This window comes from Polaribacter sp. Hel_I_88, assembly GCF_000687935.1.
Taxonomy (GTDB): Bacteria; Bacteroidota; Bacteroidia; order Flavobacteriales; family Flavobacteriaceae; genus Polaribacter.
The window spans coordinates 2,963,541-2,982,717 of record NZ_JHZZ01000001.1; the positions used below are offsets into that span (position 1 = coordinate 2,963,541).

A 19,177-nucleotide genomic window follows, 5' to 3' on the forward strand; every position below is an offset into this window, starting at 1 on the left:
CAATGAAATCAAAATTACTTCCAGCACTTTTAATAATTTTAATCGTTTTAAATGGGTTTTTAATTTTTATGTTGATAAAAAAACCGCATCAAAATAGAGAACATCTTCCTCAGAGAACCTTTTTAACTGAGCAGTTACAGTTTTCTGAAAAACAAAAAGAAGTATTCGAAAATCTTGATGAAACTCATAGAGAAACTATGATGGATTTAGATAAAAAAATAAGAAAACAAAAAGACATTTTATTCAATTCTTTTGGAAGTGATGACGTAAATACAGATTCTTTAATTAAAAAAAATGGCGAATTACAAGTTCAAAAAGAAGTAGAAGTTTTTCGTTTTTTTAAATCGGTAAGAAAAATTTGTAGCCCAGAACAGCAAGAAAAATTTGATAAAATTATAAATAAAGCATTAAAAGGAGCTGGAGGAGTAAAACCACCAAGGAATAATGATAGAAGACCTCCAAGAGAAGGAGGAATGCCACCACCAAGATAATTTTTTTAATTCAATTTAAATACTATCAATTTTTATAGGTAGCCTTATTAATTTGTTAATAAGGCTTATTTGTTAAAGTAAAGTTAATGGCCACAAGTTTTTAAAAGGATCTGCATCTTAATACATATAACATTAAAAACAGAATAATGAAAAAATTAATTTTAAGTATCAGTCTAGTAATTTTAGGTTTTATGAGTGTAAATGCACAAGAAGAAAATAATGAGAAAGAAAAAAGAAAAGGACCACCATCAATAGAGCAAATTTTTAAAGATTTAGACAAAGATGAAGATGGTAAAATTTCTTTGAAAGAAGCGAAAGGACGTTTAAAAAAAGATTTTAAAAAAGTAGATTTGAATGAAGATTGTTTTATTACTAAAGAAGAATTAAAAAAAGCACCAAAACCTAAAAGACCAGAAAAAAGAGAAAATAACTAAAATTTTGCGCAAGTTTTTATTTAAAGACGCATCTAAAGAATTACAAACAACTTAAACTATCAAAAAAAAATGAAAAATAAGATAACTAAAATTACAGTATTTTTTTCAATAATATCTTTAGGAATTATTGCTTGTAGTTCATCATCTCAAGAAGAACAAGAAGAAATAATTATCACAAATGGAGTTTTACACAATGCTTTTGCTGATTTTGATGTAGACGAAACAACAATATATGTATCAGGAGCAAATGTTGTGATTGAAACAACTGGTTTACCCAATCATACAACACCTTATTGGAGTACAAATCATCCTTTATATATAGCACCAACAACGACAACTACTGGTATGATGACTCCAACAAGAATAGATACTTCTAATAGAGATTTTACAGGTACTTTAACGGTTTCTCAAAGTCCTTCTAAAGCTACTTCTACAACTTCAACAAGTTTAGGAGCTATAGGAATTGCTGTAAGTGGTGCTTATATTTATAACGATCAAGAAGGAAATGGACCATTGAGCTCTGCTGCAGGAAGTTTAGATTATACAGGAGGTCATATTGGGCCTTCTCAATATCATTATCATTTAGAGCCTTTGGCTTTTACAAATGATGACGAAAATTTAGTAGGTATTATTTCTGATGGATTTTTCCTGTATGGGAGAAAATGCAATGCAACAGGTACATATCCAACTGGTTTAGATGCTTCTGGTGGTCATACAAGTGCAACACAACATTCTTTAAATGATGAATATCATTATCATATTATTAATGAATTATATACAACAACAGGAAGGTATTTAGCTTTTGCTGGTCCATATCAAGGTACTCCAAATGCGATTAACTAAATATTATATCATATTTATTTGTGTTTTTAGTGCTTGTAAAAAGCAAGTTTCTAAAAACACACCTTTATCAACCGAAAAAATAATTCAAACTATTTCTGTTGATAAAAATGATTTGGAATTAAATCAACTAAAAGGAAAATGGTTTTATAATAATGAGCCTTTTAATGGTTTTGGTATAAAAGTGTATGAAAATGATAGTTTATCAGAAAAAACGGGGTTTTTTAATGGTAAAAGAGAAGGAGTAGATTTAAAATATTTTGAAAACGGAAACCTTAAAAGAAAAGCTTTTTATGTTGATAATAAACTTCAGGGTAAAAAATTTAATTATTCAAAAGCTGGTATTTTAATTTCAGAATCTAATTACAAAGATGGAAAACTTGATGGTGTTCAAAAGATTTGGTTTGATAATGGAACATTGGCAAAAAAGAAACATTTAAAAGAGGGCAAAGAAGAAGGTTTGCAACAAGCTTGGTTAGAAAATGGAAAGATTTACGTGAATTACGAAGCAAAAAACGGAAGAGTTTTTGGTATGAAACGTGCCAATTTATGTTATCAACTAAAAAATGAAAAAATTGTAGAGAATGAAGAAATATAGTTTTTTTTTACTAGTGATTCTTCCTTTTTTCTTTGGATGTAAAAATGATAAGAAACAAGAAGTTGCAAGCAGAGTAGCTGAATTACCTTTTTATAATTCACCAACTTTTACACCAAAATGGTTGGATAAAAAGAGCAATGAATTAAAGGGTTTTCATAAAATCCCTGATTTTAAGTTGACCAATCAAAATGGAGAAATTATCACTCAAAAAACATTTGAAAACAAAATTTATGTCACTGATTTTTTCTTTACAACTTGCCCAGGAATTTGTCCAATGATGACCAAAAATATGACAATGGTGCAAGAAGCTTTTAAAAATGATAATGAAGTTTTAATGCTTTCACACTCAGTAACTCCAACAATAGATTCAGTTCCTCAATTAAAAAAATATGCTTTAGAAAAACAAATTGGTAATAATTGGCATTTGGTTACAGGAAATAAAAAAGAAATTTACGATTTAGGAAGACAGTGGTATTTTGTGGAAGAAGATTTAGGAGAGCCTAAAGGATTAGACGATTTTTTACATACAGAAAACTTTATATTAATTGACAAAAACAAACATATAAGAGGTATTTACAATGGATTGAATAAAAATTCTGTGGAACAATTAATTGCAGATATTAATACATTAAAATTAGAATAAAACTTATTGAAGTGGGGATTAGTAAGTTTACTCTATCATTAATTTGATAGAGTTTTTTTTTGATGAAGATTTTATTGAACAGTATGTTTTAATTAGTTTTTTTCGACTTTTTTACTCTATAAAATATAGTAAATTGAATAATTAAACCTATAAAAACTAAAAAAGCAATTTCTAATTTAGACATTACATTGTTTGTGTCTAAAGATCTTTGAGCGATACTTGTTAAATTTTTACTCTCATTAATTTGAATTTCAGATAATTCAATTAAATCTAATTTTATGATATTAATGTTTTCGATAATTTCATTATTGTTATCTGAATTTTCATTTTCTAAATCAATCAAACTATTAAAATCTACTTTTAGTTTTTCAAAAATTCGATTCTCTTTTTTAGTAAGCTTAGTTTCAGAAAATTTTTCAATTAAAAGATTAAAATCCCTATTTAAATTATGGTTAACGCTATTAGGGCTTTCTGTAAGCATAGAAAGTTGTTTGTTGTATATAATAGCATTCATTTTGTAGATAAAATCTTGTGCAATAACTCTATCTGTATGCAAACTTAGTACTGTATTTTGTACAGTATCAAAATGTCTTTTATCTAACCTATTGGTAGCAAAAACCAACAAAAAAACTATTGAAAGTGCTAAGCCTACATTTACTCTATTGGATATCGACATATTTTTATTTTTTTATTCTTTACTTATAGTATTGCATAAAATTTTTATAATTAAATTGACTTTATTTTGATTAAAATCAAAAATAAAGCCAAATACAAGGTTTAAATACCTTTAAAATTTCAGTTCTCTAAAATAAAAGTTATTCTTGAATATTCAATGTAATTTATAAAAAAAAATATAGATTTTATGCAATTACGTTTACTTCAATTTCTAGTTCTATTTGAAACTGATTTAAAATTGTTTGCTGTATTTTTTGTGCCAATTGATAAATTTCTTTTCCAGTTGCATTGCCATAATTTACCAAAACTAGGGCTTGTTTTTCATGTACACCATAATTGCCAAAACGTTTTCCTTTAAAACCAGCTTTTTCTATTAGCCAACCAGCAGGTATTTTAACTTTGGTTTCAGATTTCTCTGAGGAGTTTATCTTGAGCAAAGTTGAAAGGCTCGAATTAACAGGATAACAAGGAATGTTTGGATATTCTTTTTGTAATTTTAAAAACAACTTTTCAGAAATTACTGGATTTTTAAAAAAACTACCACTATTACCAATCTCTTTTGGATCTGGTAATTTCGATTTTCTAATCGCAATTACAGCATCAGAAATATCTTTTAAAGAAGGTTTTTTGATGTTTTTTACAGCTAATTCAGTTTCTATAGCACCATAAGAAGTATTTAAATGATGACTATTTTTCGTCAGTTTAAAACTTACAGCAGTAATTACATAGTTGCCTTTTACTTCATTCTTAAAAATAGAATTTCGATACCCAAAATTACATTCAGCATTTGAAAATGAAACTAATTTTTGACTTTCAATTTCTACAGCTTCCACTTTTATGATGGTGTCTTTTACCTCAACACCATATGCACCAATATTTTGGATTGGACAAGTACCCACATTTCCAGGAATTAAAGATAAATTTTCAATGCCTCCATAATCGTTATCAACACAAAACAAAACGAATTCGTGCCAATTTTCACCAGCATTTACGGTTAAGTACACAAAATTATCATCTTCTTTATCAATAGAAATTCCTTTGATATCAATATGAACCACCAATTTTTCAATATCTTTTGTGAGTAACATATTACTGCCACCAGAAATTAAAAAAATGTCTTTTTCAACTTTTAACAATTGTTGTAATTGATACACTGAATCAACAGTAATAAAACGTTTTGCAGTTACGTTTATACCAAAAGTATTATAGTTTTTTAAAGATATGTTTTGTTGGATGTTCATTTGCGATGGTTAAAAATAAACCTTTTAATGTATTTTTTTTGTGAAGTTAGGTTTGGTAAAATTAAAAAAACTTATTGTAATAGTATTCAACTACGTATTATAATAAATTAGTTATATTCGGATGTTGTGTAAAGTATTTATTCTTTTTCAACTGACGTTTCCCATCCGTCGTAATCTCCATTATATTTTTTAGCTAATTCTCTCAATTGATTTGTAATTAGATTAACTGAATTCAAATCTACTTTATGAACTTTCCAAATTCTAATTTCAAAAGGTCTTTCAAGAGATGCCTTTTCATTCTGACTTTTAATTTTGAAATTTAGTTTTTCAATTTCTTTTCTAAATAAACTTAAATTTTCCTTTTTGGAAAAGTAGACCCAATGATCAACTTGTCGTTCTTTTTTTAGTTTATCACCAGCTTGAATTAATTGACGAACGACTTTTTCGTCTTCTATATAATTTATGGTTTCCTCATTTGGATAAAGAAATTCTCTGTAATATTTCCAGTTGGTGTCTTTTATTAGATTTATATAATATTTTTCTTTTGGAAAATTCCGTTTGTAAAAATTTTCAAGCTTTTCTTTTATTCCGTTTTCAGATTGCAAATAAAAGTAATCAAGTCTTTCATAATCGTAAGTAAATGAACCTACAATAATGTTTTTACAATTCTTATTCAATATTTCAATTATTCCATCAGTTACTTTATATAGCTTGTCAAAAGTTTGTTTTTCAGGAAAACCATCTTCTCTTTTACTTTCATATTTTATTCCTGTAACTAATACATATTCAAATTCCTTATTAGGAACTGAATTTATTAAATCCATTCTAACAGTAGTTGAACCTGGTTTACTTTTTTCATATGTAGCAATATATGTCTCCCAACTTTCCTTTTTTGATTGAGAGTTTAAAAAAGAGGTAATAAAAGCTATTAAAATTAGCGTTAGTTTTTTCATTCTGTATTATACTGAAATAGGTTGACCTTTTTTTAGTTTAAATTATCCCGTCCAAATTATTTTTTTTAGCCGTTTAGAAGGCAAAAAATAATTTGAACTGCTATTAGTTTAAATTTTAAGTTCAGTCAAATTTAGTTTATTTTTTCGATATGATTTGTATTTGATATTTGGGTTTAGGTGTACTTCAGCTGGTTTTCTTAAATCTAAGCTAAAATGGGTTCTTAAATTGTTGTAAATATGCACAGCTTGATTCGCAGTTTTTTGAGCAATCTCTGTATTTTTAATGCAATTTTTAAGACCATATTCATATTTCAAAGTTCTGTTTATTCTTTCTGCGATTGCATTTTCATAAGGGTCGTATTGTTCTGTCATACTCATAATAATTCCATTATTTTCAGCAAATTGAGTGTATTTTGGATTACAGTATTGAAAACCTCTATCTGAGTGATGAATGAGTTTTTTATTAGGGTATTTTCTGTTTTTAATAGCCATTTGAAGCGCTTTTGTACAGAGAGAAGTTTTCATATGATTATCTAGATTATATCCCATAATTTGCTTGGAATAGGCGTCTGTAACAATTGCTAAATAGTTATGTCCATTATCTGTTTTAATATAGGTTATATCGCTTACCCAGAGCTGTTCTGGTCTAGTTGGCACTTGGTCTTTAATTAGGTTTTTATATTTTCTAAACAGGTGATTAGAGTTGGTTGTTGTCACGTAGTTTTTGAGTTTGGGTACCAGTAAATTATGAAGCCTTAAAACGTCATACAACTTGTCTCTTCCTATTTTAATTTCTTGGTTAATAAAGTCTTGTTTAAGTTCAGCATATAGTTTGATACCACCCGTTTTTTGACCTACCTTTTTACGGTAGTTTTTAACCATTTTAATAATTTTGGTATCGTTTATTTGTTTGATTTTTTGTGTTTTAAGTCTTTTGTAGTAGGCTTGTTTGCTAATCCCAAAACATTGATAGATCCATTTTGTTTTAAAATGTTTTTCTTTTTTAGTTCTATCTCTTTTGCTAATGTTTTGGGCAATGACTTTTTTGCCAAATCGACCCCTGTAATGATTTCCATATCAGCAATAATGTCTTGTTGAAAGTCTTTTACAAACTCCAACTCTTCAATACGTTCCTTTAATTTTTTAATTTCATCGTTTTTACTCATACCAGTGTTTTGTTGCACTAAAGTACTGTATTTTTTAATCCAATAACCAATAGTAGTTCTAGGAACATCATATTTTTTGGAAGCAAAGTTTGTTGAAATCTGACCATTTTGAATTTGGTCAACGACGAATAGTTTGGTTTCTAAAGTTACTTTTTGGTACTTTTTTTTCTGCCAGTGTTGTTTTTGATTTTTCATAAGTGACTATTAATAATTGATGAATTTTTAGTCAACCTATTTCAGGAAAGTACATTCTGGGTATTTTACACAACGTGTTTGTATATGGTTTGTTGCGTGTTTTAAGCAACTAATTTAGTAAATAATTAACGACCAAGAAAGTCCGCGAGGACTTTCGTAAGTGGGCGAGAAGCCAGCAATAAATTATATACGGTGTTGCCAGTAGTATTTTTAGTAATAAACTTTAATTTCATTCGGTTTTTTATAGAACTGTAAAAATTTTCTAATTCTTACGGATGTTTTAGTTCCTTCAATAAAAGTTCTTTCCCATACTTTCAAATCTTTTACAATTTTCAAAATATCTATTTCAAAATTTGTTTTAGGTTTTCTGATTTCAATATTTTTTGGTTTATTTAAATTATAGATTGAATCAATAACTTCATTGTTTTCAATATTCATATGTTCTTTAGAAGTCAAGTTTGCTGATATTAGATTTCCTTTTCTGTCTATGTCTACGACAATATCAACTCTATTTTCTTTATATTTTTCTCCGTAGTTTTTATTTTTATAATTATTTAATATTGAGTCTAAATTAATTTTAGGTTTTGCATTCGTAAAATGACCGTCTAAATTCGTAAAAGTGTATTTGTCAATTTTAAATTCATTTCCATTGTCTAAAATTTTTTGCTCTCTCTCTGAAATAATTCTTTTCCCTATGGGTTTTGAGTTAGAACAGTAATAGCCAAAAGTCAATTTATCTTTCCAATAGTAAGCATAGACAAGCCAATTTTCGTTTTTATTTACATTCCAATCACAAGAAGTCCATTCTCCAGTATATTTTCCTTCTGATTTTAAAGTGAATTTCAATTCTGTTGGATTATTATTTCCTTTATAATATTTTGAAACTTTGAAAGTGATAGTGTATGTTAATGAATCTTTTGCATAGACTTTAGAAATTACTTTTCCTTCAAAAACAAATTCTGATGATTCAAATTCAATAATTGGTTTTGGAGTTTCACAACTACAAGCATTCGTTTTAAAAAACGAAAATATAAAAATCACTAAAATTATTGTTTTTTTCATATTACTGGCAACTCCTTATATAATAACTTTTATTACACATATCCCGCAAAAATTACGGGATATGTTATTTTCTTAAATAGTAATTATGTATAAACTACTCTTTATAAACCTTTAAAGCTTCTTTTAAAATCTCAACAGATTTTATCAAGTCTTTTTGGTTCAAAACGTAGGCCATTCTAATTTGATTTTTTCCTTCACCTGGAGTTGAGTAAAAGCCACTTGCAGGGGCAACCATTACAGTTTCGTTATTCAAATTAAAATCTTCTAATAACCATTGAGCAAAAGCATCTGTGTCTGCAACAGGTAATTGCGCAACACAATAAAAAGCACCTTTTGGCTTGGCAACTTTTACGCCATCAATTTTCTCTAATTCAGTTATTAACGTATTTCTACGTTCTACATATTCTGCTTTTACATCATCAAAATAACTTTGTGGTGTATCTAAAGCAGCTTCACTTGCAAGTAATGCATATGTAGGTGGACTTAATCTTGCTTGTGCAAATTTAACAGCTGTTTTTATAAAGTCTGGGTTTTTAGAAACAATACAACCAATTCTTGCTCCACACATGCTGTAACGTTTAGAAACGGAATCTACAACAATGGCATTTTGCTCTAAACCTTCTAAAGAAAGTACAGAGGTGTGCTCTAAACCATCATAAGCAAATTCTCGGTAAACTTCATCCGCAATTAAAAATAAATCGTGTTTTAAAACAATTTCTTTTAATTTTTGAATTTCTTCTTTTGAATATAAATACCCAGTCGGATTTCCTGGATTACAAATTAAAATTGCCTTCGTTTTTTTGGTGATTAATTTTTCGAATTCTTCAATTTTAGGAAGTGCAAAGTTATCATCTATGCTAGAAGTTACAGGAACAACTGTTACTCCAGAAGCTGTAGAAAATCCATTATAATTTGCATAAAAAGGCTCAGGAATTATTATTTCATCACCAGCATCTGCAATGCTTCCCATGGTAAAAAACAACGCTTCAGAACCACCTGTGGTTACAATAATATTATCTTCAGTTACGTTAATGTTATTGTTTCTATAGTATTTAGATAGTTTAACTCTATATTCTTCCGAACCTTCAGAACGTGCATAGGATAGGGTTTCGATATTGTTGTTTTTAACAGCATCTAAAGCAACTTGTGGTGTTTTAATATCTGGCTGACCAATATTTAAATGGTATACTTTAACGCCTCTTTTTTTCGCATCTTCAGCATAAGGTACCAATTTTCTTATTGGCGATTCTGGCATTTGATTTCCTTTTATAGATATTGTAGGCATACGATTATTTGTTTTAAATTTATACGCAAATTTCCGAAATATATTTTAGAAAAGCGATTTAATTTCAGATTCTTTAAAAGGTTAAAAGTTTGCTAAAAATAAATTGAAATGAAACTTAATTTGTATCTTTCTTATCATCCTAAAAAAAATATTTTTTTGAAAAAAACAGTACTTTTTATTATACTACTAATGTGTATTTTTTCTTTGGATGTAAACTGCCAAGAAGGTTTTGAGTTTTTGGACAAAACAAAAACGAAACAACGAGTTAGTTTTAAATTTATTAATAATTTAATTATAATTCCTTTAGAAATAAATGGTAGAACATTGTCTTTTATTTTAGATTCTGGTGTAAATAAAACAATTCTTTTTAACATTACAAAAAATGATAGCATTGGTTTAAATAATGTTGAAAAAGTAAGCTTACAAGGCTTAGGAAATGGAAATCCTGTGGAAGCTTTATTATCAAAAAAAAATACGGTAAACCTAAAAGGGCTAACAAGTTCCAACGAAACTTTATTTGTAATTGTTGAAGATTATTTAGATTTATCTGCAAAAATGGGCATTACCATTCATGGTATTGTTGGGTATAATTTGCTAAAGAATTTTGTTGTTAAAATTAATTATAAGGCTAAAAAAATAGTTTTTTATAAACCAGAAAATTACAAGGCTAAAAAATGTAGAAAGTGCGAAGTTTTCCCTTTAACTTTTTACAGAAGAAAACCATATATAGATGCACAAGTTCAGTTAGATACTGTTGGGAACTCTTTAACGGATGTAAAACTTTTAATAGATACTGGAGGTAGTGATGCTCTTTGGCTTTTTGAGGATACCAAAGATGTTATTCAAACGCCAAATCGCTTTTTTACAGATATTTTAGGGGAAGGCTTAAGTGGTCTTGTTTATGGAAATAGAAGTAGAATACCTAAAATTAAGTTGAAATCTTTTGAGTTAGAAAAGCCAACAGTTTCCTTTTTAGATTCTCTTTCTACCAACAATGCAATAAGCTTTAAAGAAAGAAATGGCAGTATTGGAGCAGCCGTTTTAAAAAGGTTTGTAGTTTGGTTCGATTACCCAAACAGAAAAATTACACTCAAAAAAAATAGTTCTTTAAAAAAAGGTTTTAATTATAATATGAGTGGTTTAGAAGTAATTTATAGTGGTGCAAAACTGGTAAAGGAAAAAGACATCAACACTTTTTCAGATAGCTATCAACAAAAAGCAAACCCTAACAATTCGATTAGTTTTATAACAAGTTTTTCATACAAGTTTAAACCAACTTATAAAATTAATTCTGTTGTAAAAGAATCTCCAGGAGGAAAAGCAGGCATTTTAAAAGACGATATTATTTTAAAAATTAATGGCAAATCGTCTTATGATTACACCTTAGGACAAATCATCAATTTATTCAAACAAAAAAAAGGTAGAAAAATTAAAATGTTAATAGAAAGAAAAGGAGTTGCAATGAAGTTTCAATTTCGGTTAGAAGCTAAAATTTAAAATTAATGATCGTTAGAAAGCATGCTTTTTTCTTTTTCTAACGAAACACCATTGTATACAAAACCTTTAATTTTAAGAACTGTTCTTTCGTTTTTTGCATTTGATAATATGGTGATCGATTTAGAAAATCCGCCAATAATTTTGGTGTTATAAGAAACTTTTATGGTTCCTTTTTCGTTTGGTAATATTGGCTTTTCTGGTTTTTCAGGAATCGTGCAACCACAAGTAGATTTAATATCTTTTATAATTAGTGGTTGATCGCCAATATTGGTAAATGTAAAGGTTCTTACGCCATTAGCATTTTTATCAATTTTACCATAATCAATCGTGGTTTTATCAAACTTAAATTCTTGAGCATTGATAGCAAAATTGAAAAATCCTATAAAAAATAAAGCAAGTATCGTTTTCATATTAATCAATTATAAAACCTTTAATTTTAATTTTTTTGGGTGATGTTTTTGCATTTGAGAAAATAATAATTTCTTTAGAAAAACCACCAACAGTTGCAGTATCATAAGAAACTGTAATGGTTGCTTCTTCTCCTGGCATAATTGGTTTCTCTGGTTTTTCTGGCACAGTACAATCGCAAGAAGTTTTTATTTCTTTTATTATGATTGGAGCATCACCAACATTCGTGAATTTAAAAATACGTTTGCCATCTGCATTTTTTTTAATTTTTCCGTAATTAATAGTTTCCTTTTCAAATTTGAATTCCTGAGCAGAAATCGCCATTGAAAATAAAAACCCTAAAACAAAAAGAAATAATTTTTTCATACTACAAATTTACAAATTTAAAATGATACAGATTAAAAAGTACAAAATCATACTTAGTTTTAAGCCACGAATACACGAATTAATTATTTTAAAAAAGATAATAGATGATTTCACAAATAGAAACCAAAGGTTTATAAAATTCGTGAATTCGTGGCTAATTTTTAGATGATATTTGCAAAATAAAAAGTGTAATTCTATCCTAAAATAATCAACCTCACATTTCCTCTACAAAAAAGAGAATTGTATTTTTGCGAACTATATTCAAAAATTATTCCAAAGTATGGCAATTCCATCTAAATATGATGCAAGTAAGGTAGAAGATAAGTGGTATGCTTATTGGCTTAAAAATAACTATTTTCATTCGGAAGTAGATCACACCAAAGAATCTTATACCATTGTAATTCCACCTCCAAACGTAACTGGAGTTTTGCACATGGGCCACATGTTGAACAATACAATTCAAGATGTTTTGGTTCGTAGAGCAAGATTATTGGGCAAAAACGCTTGTTGGGTTCCTGGAACAGATCATGCATCAATTGCAACAGAAGCAAAAGTTGTAGCAAAATTAAAAGAGCAAGGTATTTCTAAAAACGATTTAACTAGAGCTGAATTCTTGCAACATGCTTTTGATTGGAAAGACGAATATGGAGGAAAAATTTTGGAACAACTTAAAAAGTTAGGAGCTTCTTGCGATTGGGAAAGAACCAAGTTTACTATGGATCCAGAAATGTCTGAATCTGTCATTAAAGTTTTTGTTGATTTATACAACAAGGGGCTAATTTACAGAGGTTACAGAATGGTAAATTGGGATCCTGAAGCAAAAACTACACTTTCTGATGAAGAAGTAATTCATGAAGAAAGACAAGGTAATTTATACTATTTAAAGTATAAAATCCTTTCAGAGGAAAATGAAAAAGTTTCTCAAAGCAACAGTGAGAGTTCTCCTCCTTTGGAGGAGTTAGAGGAGGCCTTTTTAACAATCGCTACAACTCGTCCAGAAACCATTTTTGGAGATACTGCAATTTGTATCAACCCAAATGATGAGCGTTTTACGCATTTAAAAGGGAAGAAAGCAATTGTGCCACTTTGTGGAAGAATTATCCCAATTATTGAAGATGAATATGTTGACTTAGAGTTTGGAACAGGTTGTTTAAAAGTTACACCAGCTCATGATGAAAATGATAAAAATTTAGGTGATAAACACAATCTTGAAGTTATCGATATTTTTAATGACGATGCTTCTTTGAATTCTTTTGGTTTGCATTATCAAGGAAAGGACAGGTTTGTTGTTCGTAAGGAAATTGCTCAAGAATTAGAAGAAAAAGGGATTTTAGTAAAAACTGAAGTGCATACCAATAAAGTTGGAACTTCAGAAAGAACAAAAGCCGTTATTGAACCAAGATTGTCAGATCAATGGTTTTTAAAAATGGAAGAGTTGGCAAAACCTGCTATTGATGCTGTTTTAGGTGATAATGCTGAAGTGAATTTATATCCAAAAAAGTTTGAAAATACTTACAGACATTGGATGGAAAATGTACGTGATTGGAATATTTCTCGTCAACTTTGGTGGGGACAACAAATTCCTGCTTATTTTTATGGAGATCGAAAAGAAGATTTTGTAGTTGCAGAAGATATTGAAACTGCTCTTGAACTTGCGAAAAAGAAAACTTCAAACTCCCAACTTCAAACTTCTGACTTAAAGCAGGATGAAGATGCATTAGATACTTGGTTCTCTTCCTGGTTGTGGCCAATGAGTGTTTTTGACGGAATTAGAAATCCAGAAAACGAAGAAATTAAATACTATTACCCAACAAACGATTTAGTAACTGGACCCGATATTTTATTTTTCTGGGTAGCTAGAATGATTGTTGCTGGGTATGAATACAAAGATGCAAGACCTTTCGAAAATGTGTATTTAACTGGTTTGGTTAGAGACAAACAAAGACGAAAAATGTCTAAATCTTTAGGGAACTCTCCTGATGCTTTAAAATTGATAGAAGAGTTTGGTGCTGATGGAGTAAGAGTAGGACTTTTATTAAGTGCGCCAGCAGGAAATGATATTTTATTCGATGAAGATTTATGTCAGCAAGGAAAAGGTTTTGCGAACAAAATTTGGAATGCCTTTCGATTGATAAAAGGTTGGGAAGTAGATGCGAGTTTACCACAACCAGCAACTGCAAAAATTGGTTTGGAATGGTATGAAGCTAAGTTTCAAAAAGCATTGGCAGAAATAGAAGATCATTTTTCTAAATACAGGTTATCTGATGCTTTAATGGCAATTTATAAATTAATCAATGACGATTTTTCTTCTTGGTTATTAGAAATTGTAAAACCTGCATATCAACAACCCATTGATAAAATTACGTTTGATGCCACTATTGAGGTTTTAGAAAATAACTTAAAAGTGTTGCATCCTTTTATGCCATTTTTAACAGAAGAAATTTGGCAATTTATTGCTGATAGAACTCCAGAAGAAGCTTTAATTATTGCAAAATATCCTGTAATAAAAGATTTTGATACTCAAATAATTGCAGATTTTGATTTTGCTTCGGATGTAATTTCTGGCATTAGAACCATCAGAAAAGATAAAAATATTGCCTTTAAAGATGCCATTGAATTGTTTGTAATTGATGCAGAACAAAATCCAAAAGACTTTGATGTTGTTATTCAAAAATTGACGAATACTTCAAGTATAAAAACGGTTACAGAAAAAGTAGAAGGCGCTTCTTTTAGAGTAAAATCTAATGAATACTTTGTGCCAATATCTTTAGAAAATATAGATGTTGAAGCAGAAATTGAGAAATTATCAGCAGAATTAAAAAGAGCACAAGGCTTTTTAGTAGGAATTCAAAAGAAATTAGCAAACGAACGTTTTGTGGCGAATGCACCAGAAAAAGTTTTGGAATTAGAACGCAAAAAAGAATCTGATACGTTGGCTAAAATTCAAACAATTATTGGAAGTTTAAATTCTTTAAAATAATTTTGAACTAACACTTTTTACATAATAAGTTTTAAAAAACCATAAGAGTCAATTCTTGTGGTTTTTTTAACTTATAACGTTAAAGAAATCAAAAAAAGAATCTTCTCAAAGAATATCGCTCTTTAATATTAGTTTATAGAAGTAACTATAAAACATTAATTATGAAAAAACTTATGATTCCAGTTGCTATTTTAGCAATGATGACAACTTCATGTGTTTCAAAAAAGAAATATGTTGAATTAGAAGAAAGACATACAAATACAAAAGGAACCCTCCAAAAAACAACTTTAGAGAAAGAAGCTTTGGAAGCTAAATTTGCAAAAATTGAAGAACGTGTTGTTTCTTACAACGATAAAATAAATTCTTTAAAAAGTGATAACGTTTCTTTGCAAAGAGAAAATGAAGTAAAATTAGATATGGTTGGGAATACTGCAGTAATATCTAAAAGAACAAAAGAAAAAATGTTGGAAACATTAGCAAAAGTAGATCCAGCTATTTTAGCAAATGCTACTACACTAAAAGATTCATTAAATATTGCAGTATCTTATAATTTAAAAAAATCTATTGATACTTCAGATTTGGAAAATTCCGATGATATTGAAATAAATATAGATCAAACTGTAGTGATGATTTCTGTATCTGATAAATTGCTTTTTAATACAGCAAGTTATAGTGTAAAAAGAGGTGCGTATCCTTTGTTAGAAAAATTAGCAAAAGTTATAAAATCTGAACCAAGTATGGATGTAATGATTGAAGGGCACACAGATTCTAGAACTATAAACAATGCAGTTGTGCAAGACAATTGGGATTTGAGTGTAAAAAGAGCAACATCAATTATTAGACTTTTGGAAGATAAATACAAAGTAGAAGGTAAAAGATTAATTGCTGCTGGTAGAGGTTCTACAATGCCTTTGGTTGAAAATACTTCAAACAAAAATAGAGCAAGAAATAGAAGAACACGTATTGTGATTTTGCCAAATCTAGATAAATTCTTTTCTCTTTTAACAGATGAAGGTGTTATTGAATAACATTAAATTAAATATTAAAAACATAAAAAAAGCTCCAGTTTGGAGCTTTTTTTATGAAATATAATTAGTTATGATGCTTTTGTGTCACTCTTATCATGATTCTTAAAAAATTGCATTACAATTAAAGCACCAACAATTGAAGAAGCTAAACCTTCTATCATTAAAGAGAAAAATACTTCAAAAACGTCTAAATCTCCACCAATTAAAAAGTTGTTGTTCATTAAGTCTAAAAATTCAGGACTTATAAATTCTATATAAAGCAACACACCTACAGAAGAAATTAATACACTTAATGCGCCTGTTGCAAATGCAGAGCCAAAATTTAAGCCATAATTAGTAACGCCATTTTTTGCGATACTTTCTTTAACGGCTTGTCTTATTCCTAAAATTACAAAAACAATGTTTAAAAATCTTAAATAAGGATTATCTTCCTGTCCTAATAATTTACTTAAAAAAAAGAACCCACTAATCATTAAAACGATTAATAAGGCGTTTTTTATTATAATTTTTCTTTGTGACATTTGTTTATTTTTTTTGGTTAATATCTAAACAAATTTAAGAAAATCATCTTAATAAACTCTTAAATAAAATTTAAAACTTTTTATTGTTCAAGTTGTTAGTTTCCTAAAACGTTTTCTATTTTCGTTAATTCCTCCTCAGAAAAAGTAGTGTTTTCAATAGCCTTAACACTATCTAAAATTTGTTCGGTTTTACTTGCGCCAATTAAAACAGAGGTAATTCTATCATCTTTTAAAATCCAAGAAATTGCCATTTGTGCCAAATTCTGATTTCTGTTTTTAGCGATTTCATTCAATGCTTTAATTTTTGGCAACATTTTTTGAACATTTTCAGCGTTTAAAAATGGGCTATCTTTTACAGCTCTTGAATCTTTTGGCAATCCATTTATATATTTATTGGTTAGCATTCCTTGTGCTAAAGGCGAAAAACAGATGGCACCAATGCTCGATTTTCCTAATAAATCTAACAAACCATCTTCAATCCATCTATTAAATAAACTATAATTTGGTTGATGAATTAAACACGGAGTTCCTAACTCTTTTAATATTTTAAATGCATCTTCAGCTCTTTCTGGTTGATAATTTGACAAACCAACATACAAGGCTTTTCCTTGTCTTACCATCAAATCTAAAGTGCCCATGGTTTCTTCTAAAGGTGTGTCATAATCGGGTCTATGATGATAAAAAATATCAACATAATCCAAACCCATTCGTTTTAAACTTTGATCTAAACTGGCAACCAAAAACTTTTTAGAACCCAAATCTCCATAAGGTCCAGCCCACATTCCATAACCCGCTTTTGACGAAATTATCAATTCATCTCTATAATTTTTGAAATCTTTTTTTAAGATTTTACCGAAGTTTTTTTCTGCAGAACCTGGAGGAGGTCCATAATTATTTGCCAAATCAAAATGGGTAATTCCGTTATCAAAAGCACATTTTAATAGATTCCTTTGATTTTCAAAATCATCTTCATTTCCGAAATTATGCCATAAACCTAGTGAAAGTTCGGGTAAAAGCAAGCCACTATTTCCAGTTCTTCTATAATTCATTTTTTCATAGCGATTTTCATCAGCTATATAGTTGTCTTTTTTACTCATAATTTTGATATACTTTTTCGAAAACCCAAAGCTGCTAATAAACCAACAATAGGTATAATTGTAAAGGTTGTAAATAAATGTTGATATTCTAATATTGTAGGATTTTCGCCCAACATATATCCATTAAATAAGGACATAAATATGTCTGGTGTAAAACCAACTACAGAAATAATTCCTACTAACGTTCCTGTAAGTTGCAAAGGTGTTTTTGTTTCTTCAATAATGGCAAAATACAAACCTCTTAAAGAATACGTACCAAATGCCATCAATACAAAAACCGTAAACGATAAAATTATAGGTTGATGTTCAAAAAATCCAAAACCTAATAGTACAGATGCCAAAATTAAAAAAGAAAAACTAGGAATAAGCAGTTTAGAGGGAATAAATTTATCAGCAATATACCCAATAGAAATGGCTGCAATAGGTCTTAAATATTGAATAAAAACTGCAAAATAAGTTGCTTCTTCCAGACTATAATTCCAAACATCTTTGGCATACGTTCCATAAACGCCTGTTAACTTATAAGAACAATAAGCACAAAATATAATCAATGAGTGAAATATTACTTTTTTTTGTTTCATCAACAAAAATGCTTCTTTAAAATTGAATTGAAACTCATTATTGTCATTCTCATGAATAGTGGAAGCTGTTTTTTCCTTCGGAATTACTTTCCAAACTAAAAACGCAATTAAAAACACAATAAAAGTAATTGAACCAATAATATATTGTAATGTTTCAACTTTGTTTTCAAAAGTGATTTCTTCTCCTTTTTGTGGAAAAAAGAAGGTTAAAATTCCAGCTCCAGACAAAGCAATGGTTGCTGCAAAAAAGCCTCTTCCACCATCTAACAAGCCAAAAGATAAACCTTGATTATTTTCATTTCCCCATTGTCTGGTTGCTTTGATTAAAGAAGCCCAAAACAGTAAAATGGTAGAAACTCCCCAAAAAGGATATAATAGTTTCAAGGTAAATATCGATGGAATTGTAGTCAACCAAAAACCGCCAAAAGCCGTTAATAAAAGTGATAAAGAAAGTAATTTTCGAGGTTCGAATTTATCAGCAATAAAACCACCAAAAAAATAAGAAATAACTGCTGTGATGCCATATAAAGCTTGCGCTTCTCCAATTTGAGCATCAGAAATTAAAAAAGCTTCTCTAATTACGGGTTTAAAAACGCGCATCAATATAAAGGGCAATAAAAAGATAGCTTCGCCTGCAATAATTAAGGCAAACATTGCAGATATTTTTGATTGTTTTGGCAAATTGATTTGATTAGAGTTTAAATGTACGAAACTATTTTTAGAAGATTTAAGTAAGTTAATTAAAAAATAAAATTGGAAATTTGAAATAACATTGCAATGTTCTCTCCCGAAATTTCGGGAACAAAATTTCTGAAGAAGAAATTTCACTCGAACTGACAATATCGTTTATTGTTGATATAAAAACCTTCTTTTTACTTTTAGAATTATTTCATTTCAATAAGGGGATTTTTTGAGTTTATGAAATTTAAAACATTTATTAATTAAGCTGATATTTAATATATCGCCCTTATAGGGCTAAATTAGTTTTAATTAAACTATTTCTATTAATATTTCATCCCTATGGGATTTTTTAGCTCCATAGGAGCTTAATATTAATAAAATAATGAATTAAAATTAAATATAAAAAGCTCCATAGGAGCGAAATTACAAAGTTCT

General features: G+C 28.7%; 20 protein-coding genes. 8 read left to right on the plus strand and 12 right to left on the minus strand.

The window, feature by feature from the left end:
• Positions 1 to 2: 2 nt before the first annotated feature.
• The 5 genes from P161_RS0113095 (at position 3) to P161_RS0113115 (ending at position 3,006) form a co-directional block, all read left to right on the plus strand.
• Positions 3 to 491 (plus strand): Spy/CpxP family protein refolding chaperone, encoded by a 489-nt coding sequence (locus P161_RS0113095; RefSeq protein ID WP_026777392.1) that lies wholly within the window; start codon positions 3 to 5, stop codon positions 489 to 491.
• A gap of 146 nt (positions 492 to 637) precedes the next feature.
• Positions 638 to 925, plus strand: a complete 288-nt coding sequence (locus P161_RS0113100) for a hypothetical protein (protein WP_051605753.1) — start codon at positions 638 to 640, stop codon at positions 923 to 925.
• A gap of 69 nt (positions 926 to 994) precedes the next feature.
• Entirely contained in the window at positions 995 to 1,768 is a 774-nt protein-coding gene (locus tag P161_RS0113105; RefSeq protein WP_026777394.1) for a YHYH protein, read from the plus strand.
• On the plus strand, positions 1,755 to 2,363 hold the full coding sequence (locus P161_RS0113110; protein WP_026777395.1) for a toxin-antitoxin system YwqK family antitoxin: 609 nt from the start codon (positions 1,755 to 1,757) through the stop codon (positions 2,361 to 2,363). Before P161_RS0113105 ends, P161_RS0113110 begins: the two co-directional genes overlap by 14 nt.
• On the plus strand, positions 2,350 to 3,006 hold the full coding sequence (locus P161_RS0113115) for an SCO family protein (protein ID WP_026777396.1): 657 nt from the start codon (positions 2,350 to 2,352) through the stop codon (positions 3,004 to 3,006). Before P161_RS0113110 ends, P161_RS0113115 begins: the two co-directional genes overlap by 14 nt.
• 88 nt (positions 3,007 to 3,094) lie before the next feature.
• Here P161_RS0113115 and P161_RS0113120 read toward each other — a convergent pair whose 3' ends face one another.
• From P161_RS0113120 to P161_RS0113150, 7 genes are all read right to left on the minus strand, one after another.
• Entirely contained in the window at positions 3,095 to 3,682 is a 588-nt protein-coding gene (locus tag P161_RS0113120; RefSeq protein WP_026777397.1) for a hypothetical protein, read from the minus strand.
• A 184-nt stretch (positions 3,683 to 3,866) separates the two neighbouring features.
• Positions 3,867 to 4,922, minus strand: a complete 1,056-nt coding sequence (gene murB, locus P161_RS0113125) for a UDP-N-acetylmuramate dehydrogenase (RefSeq protein WP_026777398.1) — start codon at positions 4,920 to 4,922, stop codon at positions 3,867 to 3,869.
• A 137-nt stretch (positions 4,923 to 5,059) separates the two neighbouring features.
• Positions 5,060 to 5,875, minus strand: coding sequence for a DUF695 domain-containing protein (locus P161_RS0113130; RefSeq protein ID WP_026777399.1), 816 nt, complete (start codon positions 5,873 to 5,875; stop codon positions 5,060 to 5,062).
• 108 nt (positions 5,876 to 5,983) lie between these two features.
• Positions 5,984 to 6,850, minus strand: coding sequence for an IS3 family transposase (locus tag P161_RS0113135; RefSeq protein WP_036841220.1), 867 nt, complete (start codon positions 6,848 to 6,850; stop codon positions 5,984 to 5,986).
• A complete protein-coding gene (locus P161_RS0113140; RefSeq protein ID WP_026775760.1) occupies positions 6,778 to 7,236 on the minus strand; it encodes a helix-turn-helix domain-containing protein in 459 nt (152 codons plus the stop codon). The genes P161_RS0113135 and P161_RS0113140 overlap by 73 nt, the downstream gene beginning before the upstream one ends.
• A 210-nt stretch (positions 7,237 to 7,446) precedes the next feature.
• Entirely contained in the window at positions 7,447 to 8,298 is an 852-nt protein-coding gene (locus P161_RS0113145) for a hypothetical protein (protein WP_026777400.1), read from the minus strand.
• Positions 8,299 to 8,392: 94 nt separating this feature from the next.
• Complete coding sequence (locus P161_RS0113150; protein ID WP_026777401.1) at positions 8,393 to 9,583, minus strand: pyridoxal phosphate-dependent aminotransferase; 1,191 nt, start codon at positions 9,581 to 9,583, stop codon at positions 8,393 to 8,395.
• 156 nt (positions 9,584 to 9,739) lie between these two features.
• Here P161_RS0113150 and P161_RS0113155 point away from each other — a divergent pair, with 156 nt between their 5' ends.
• Positions 9,740 to 11,080, plus strand: coding sequence for a retropepsin-like aspartic protease (locus P161_RS0113155; protein WP_231494745.1), 1,341 nt, complete (start codon positions 9,740 to 9,742; stop codon positions 11,078 to 11,080).
• A 2-nt stretch (positions 11,081 to 11,082) separates the two neighbouring features.
• Here P161_RS0113155 and P161_RS0113160 read toward each other — a convergent pair whose 3' ends face one another.
• Together P161_RS0113160 and P161_RS0113165 are read right to left on the minus strand one after the other, a co-directional pair.
• A complete protein-coding gene (locus P161_RS0113160) occupies positions 11,083 to 11,490 on the minus strand; it encodes a DUF1573 domain-containing protein (protein WP_026777403.1) in 408 nt (135 codons plus the stop codon).
• Position 11,491: 1 nt separating this feature from the next.
• Positions 11,492 to 11,854, minus strand: a complete 363-nt coding sequence (locus P161_RS0113165; protein WP_026777404.1) for a DUF1573 domain-containing protein — start codon at positions 11,852 to 11,854, stop codon at positions 11,492 to 11,494.
• A 280-nt stretch (positions 11,855 to 12,134) separates the two neighbouring features.
• Between P161_RS0113165 and P161_RS0113170 the strand changes: the two genes are divergently transcribed.
• Positions 12,135 to 14,834, plus strand: a complete 2,700-nt coding sequence (locus P161_RS0113170; protein ID WP_026777405.1) for a valine--tRNA ligase — start codon at positions 12,135 to 12,137, stop codon at positions 14,832 to 14,834.
• Positions 14,835 to 14,995: 161 nt separating this feature from the next.
• Positions 14,996 to 15,862: a flagellar motor protein MotB gene (locus P161_RS0113175; RefSeq protein WP_026777406.1), complete on the plus strand. Its 867-nt coding sequence runs from the start codon at positions 14,996 to 14,998 to the stop codon at positions 15,860 to 15,862.
• A 68-nt stretch (positions 15,863 to 15,930) separates the two neighbouring features.
• Here the strand turns inward: P161_RS0113175 and P161_RS0113180 are convergent, their stop codons facing one another.
• The 3 genes from P161_RS0113180 to P161_RS0113190 all read right to left on the minus strand — a co-directional run bounded on the left by P161_RS0113180 (position 15,931) and on the right by P161_RS0113190 (position 18,715).
• Positions 15,931 to 16,383, minus strand: coding sequence for a DUF4199 domain-containing protein (locus tag P161_RS0113180; RefSeq protein ID WP_026777407.1), 453 nt, complete (start codon positions 16,381 to 16,383; stop codon positions 15,931 to 15,933).
• Positions 16,384 to 16,478: 95 nt separating this feature from the next.
• On the minus strand, positions 16,479 to 17,480 hold the full coding sequence (gene mgrA / locus P161_RS0113185; RefSeq protein ID WP_026777408.1) for an L-glyceraldehyde 3-phosphate reductase: 1,002 nt from the start codon (positions 17,478 to 17,480) through the stop codon (positions 16,479 to 16,481).
• Complete coding sequence (locus P161_RS0113190) at positions 17,477 to 18,715, minus strand: nitrate/nitrite transporter (protein ID WP_026777409.1); 1,239 nt, start codon at positions 18,713 to 18,715, stop codon at positions 17,477 to 17,479. Before P161_RS0113190 ends, mgrA begins: the two co-directional genes overlap by 4 nt.
• Positions 18,716 to 19,177 lie beyond the last annotated feature (462 nt).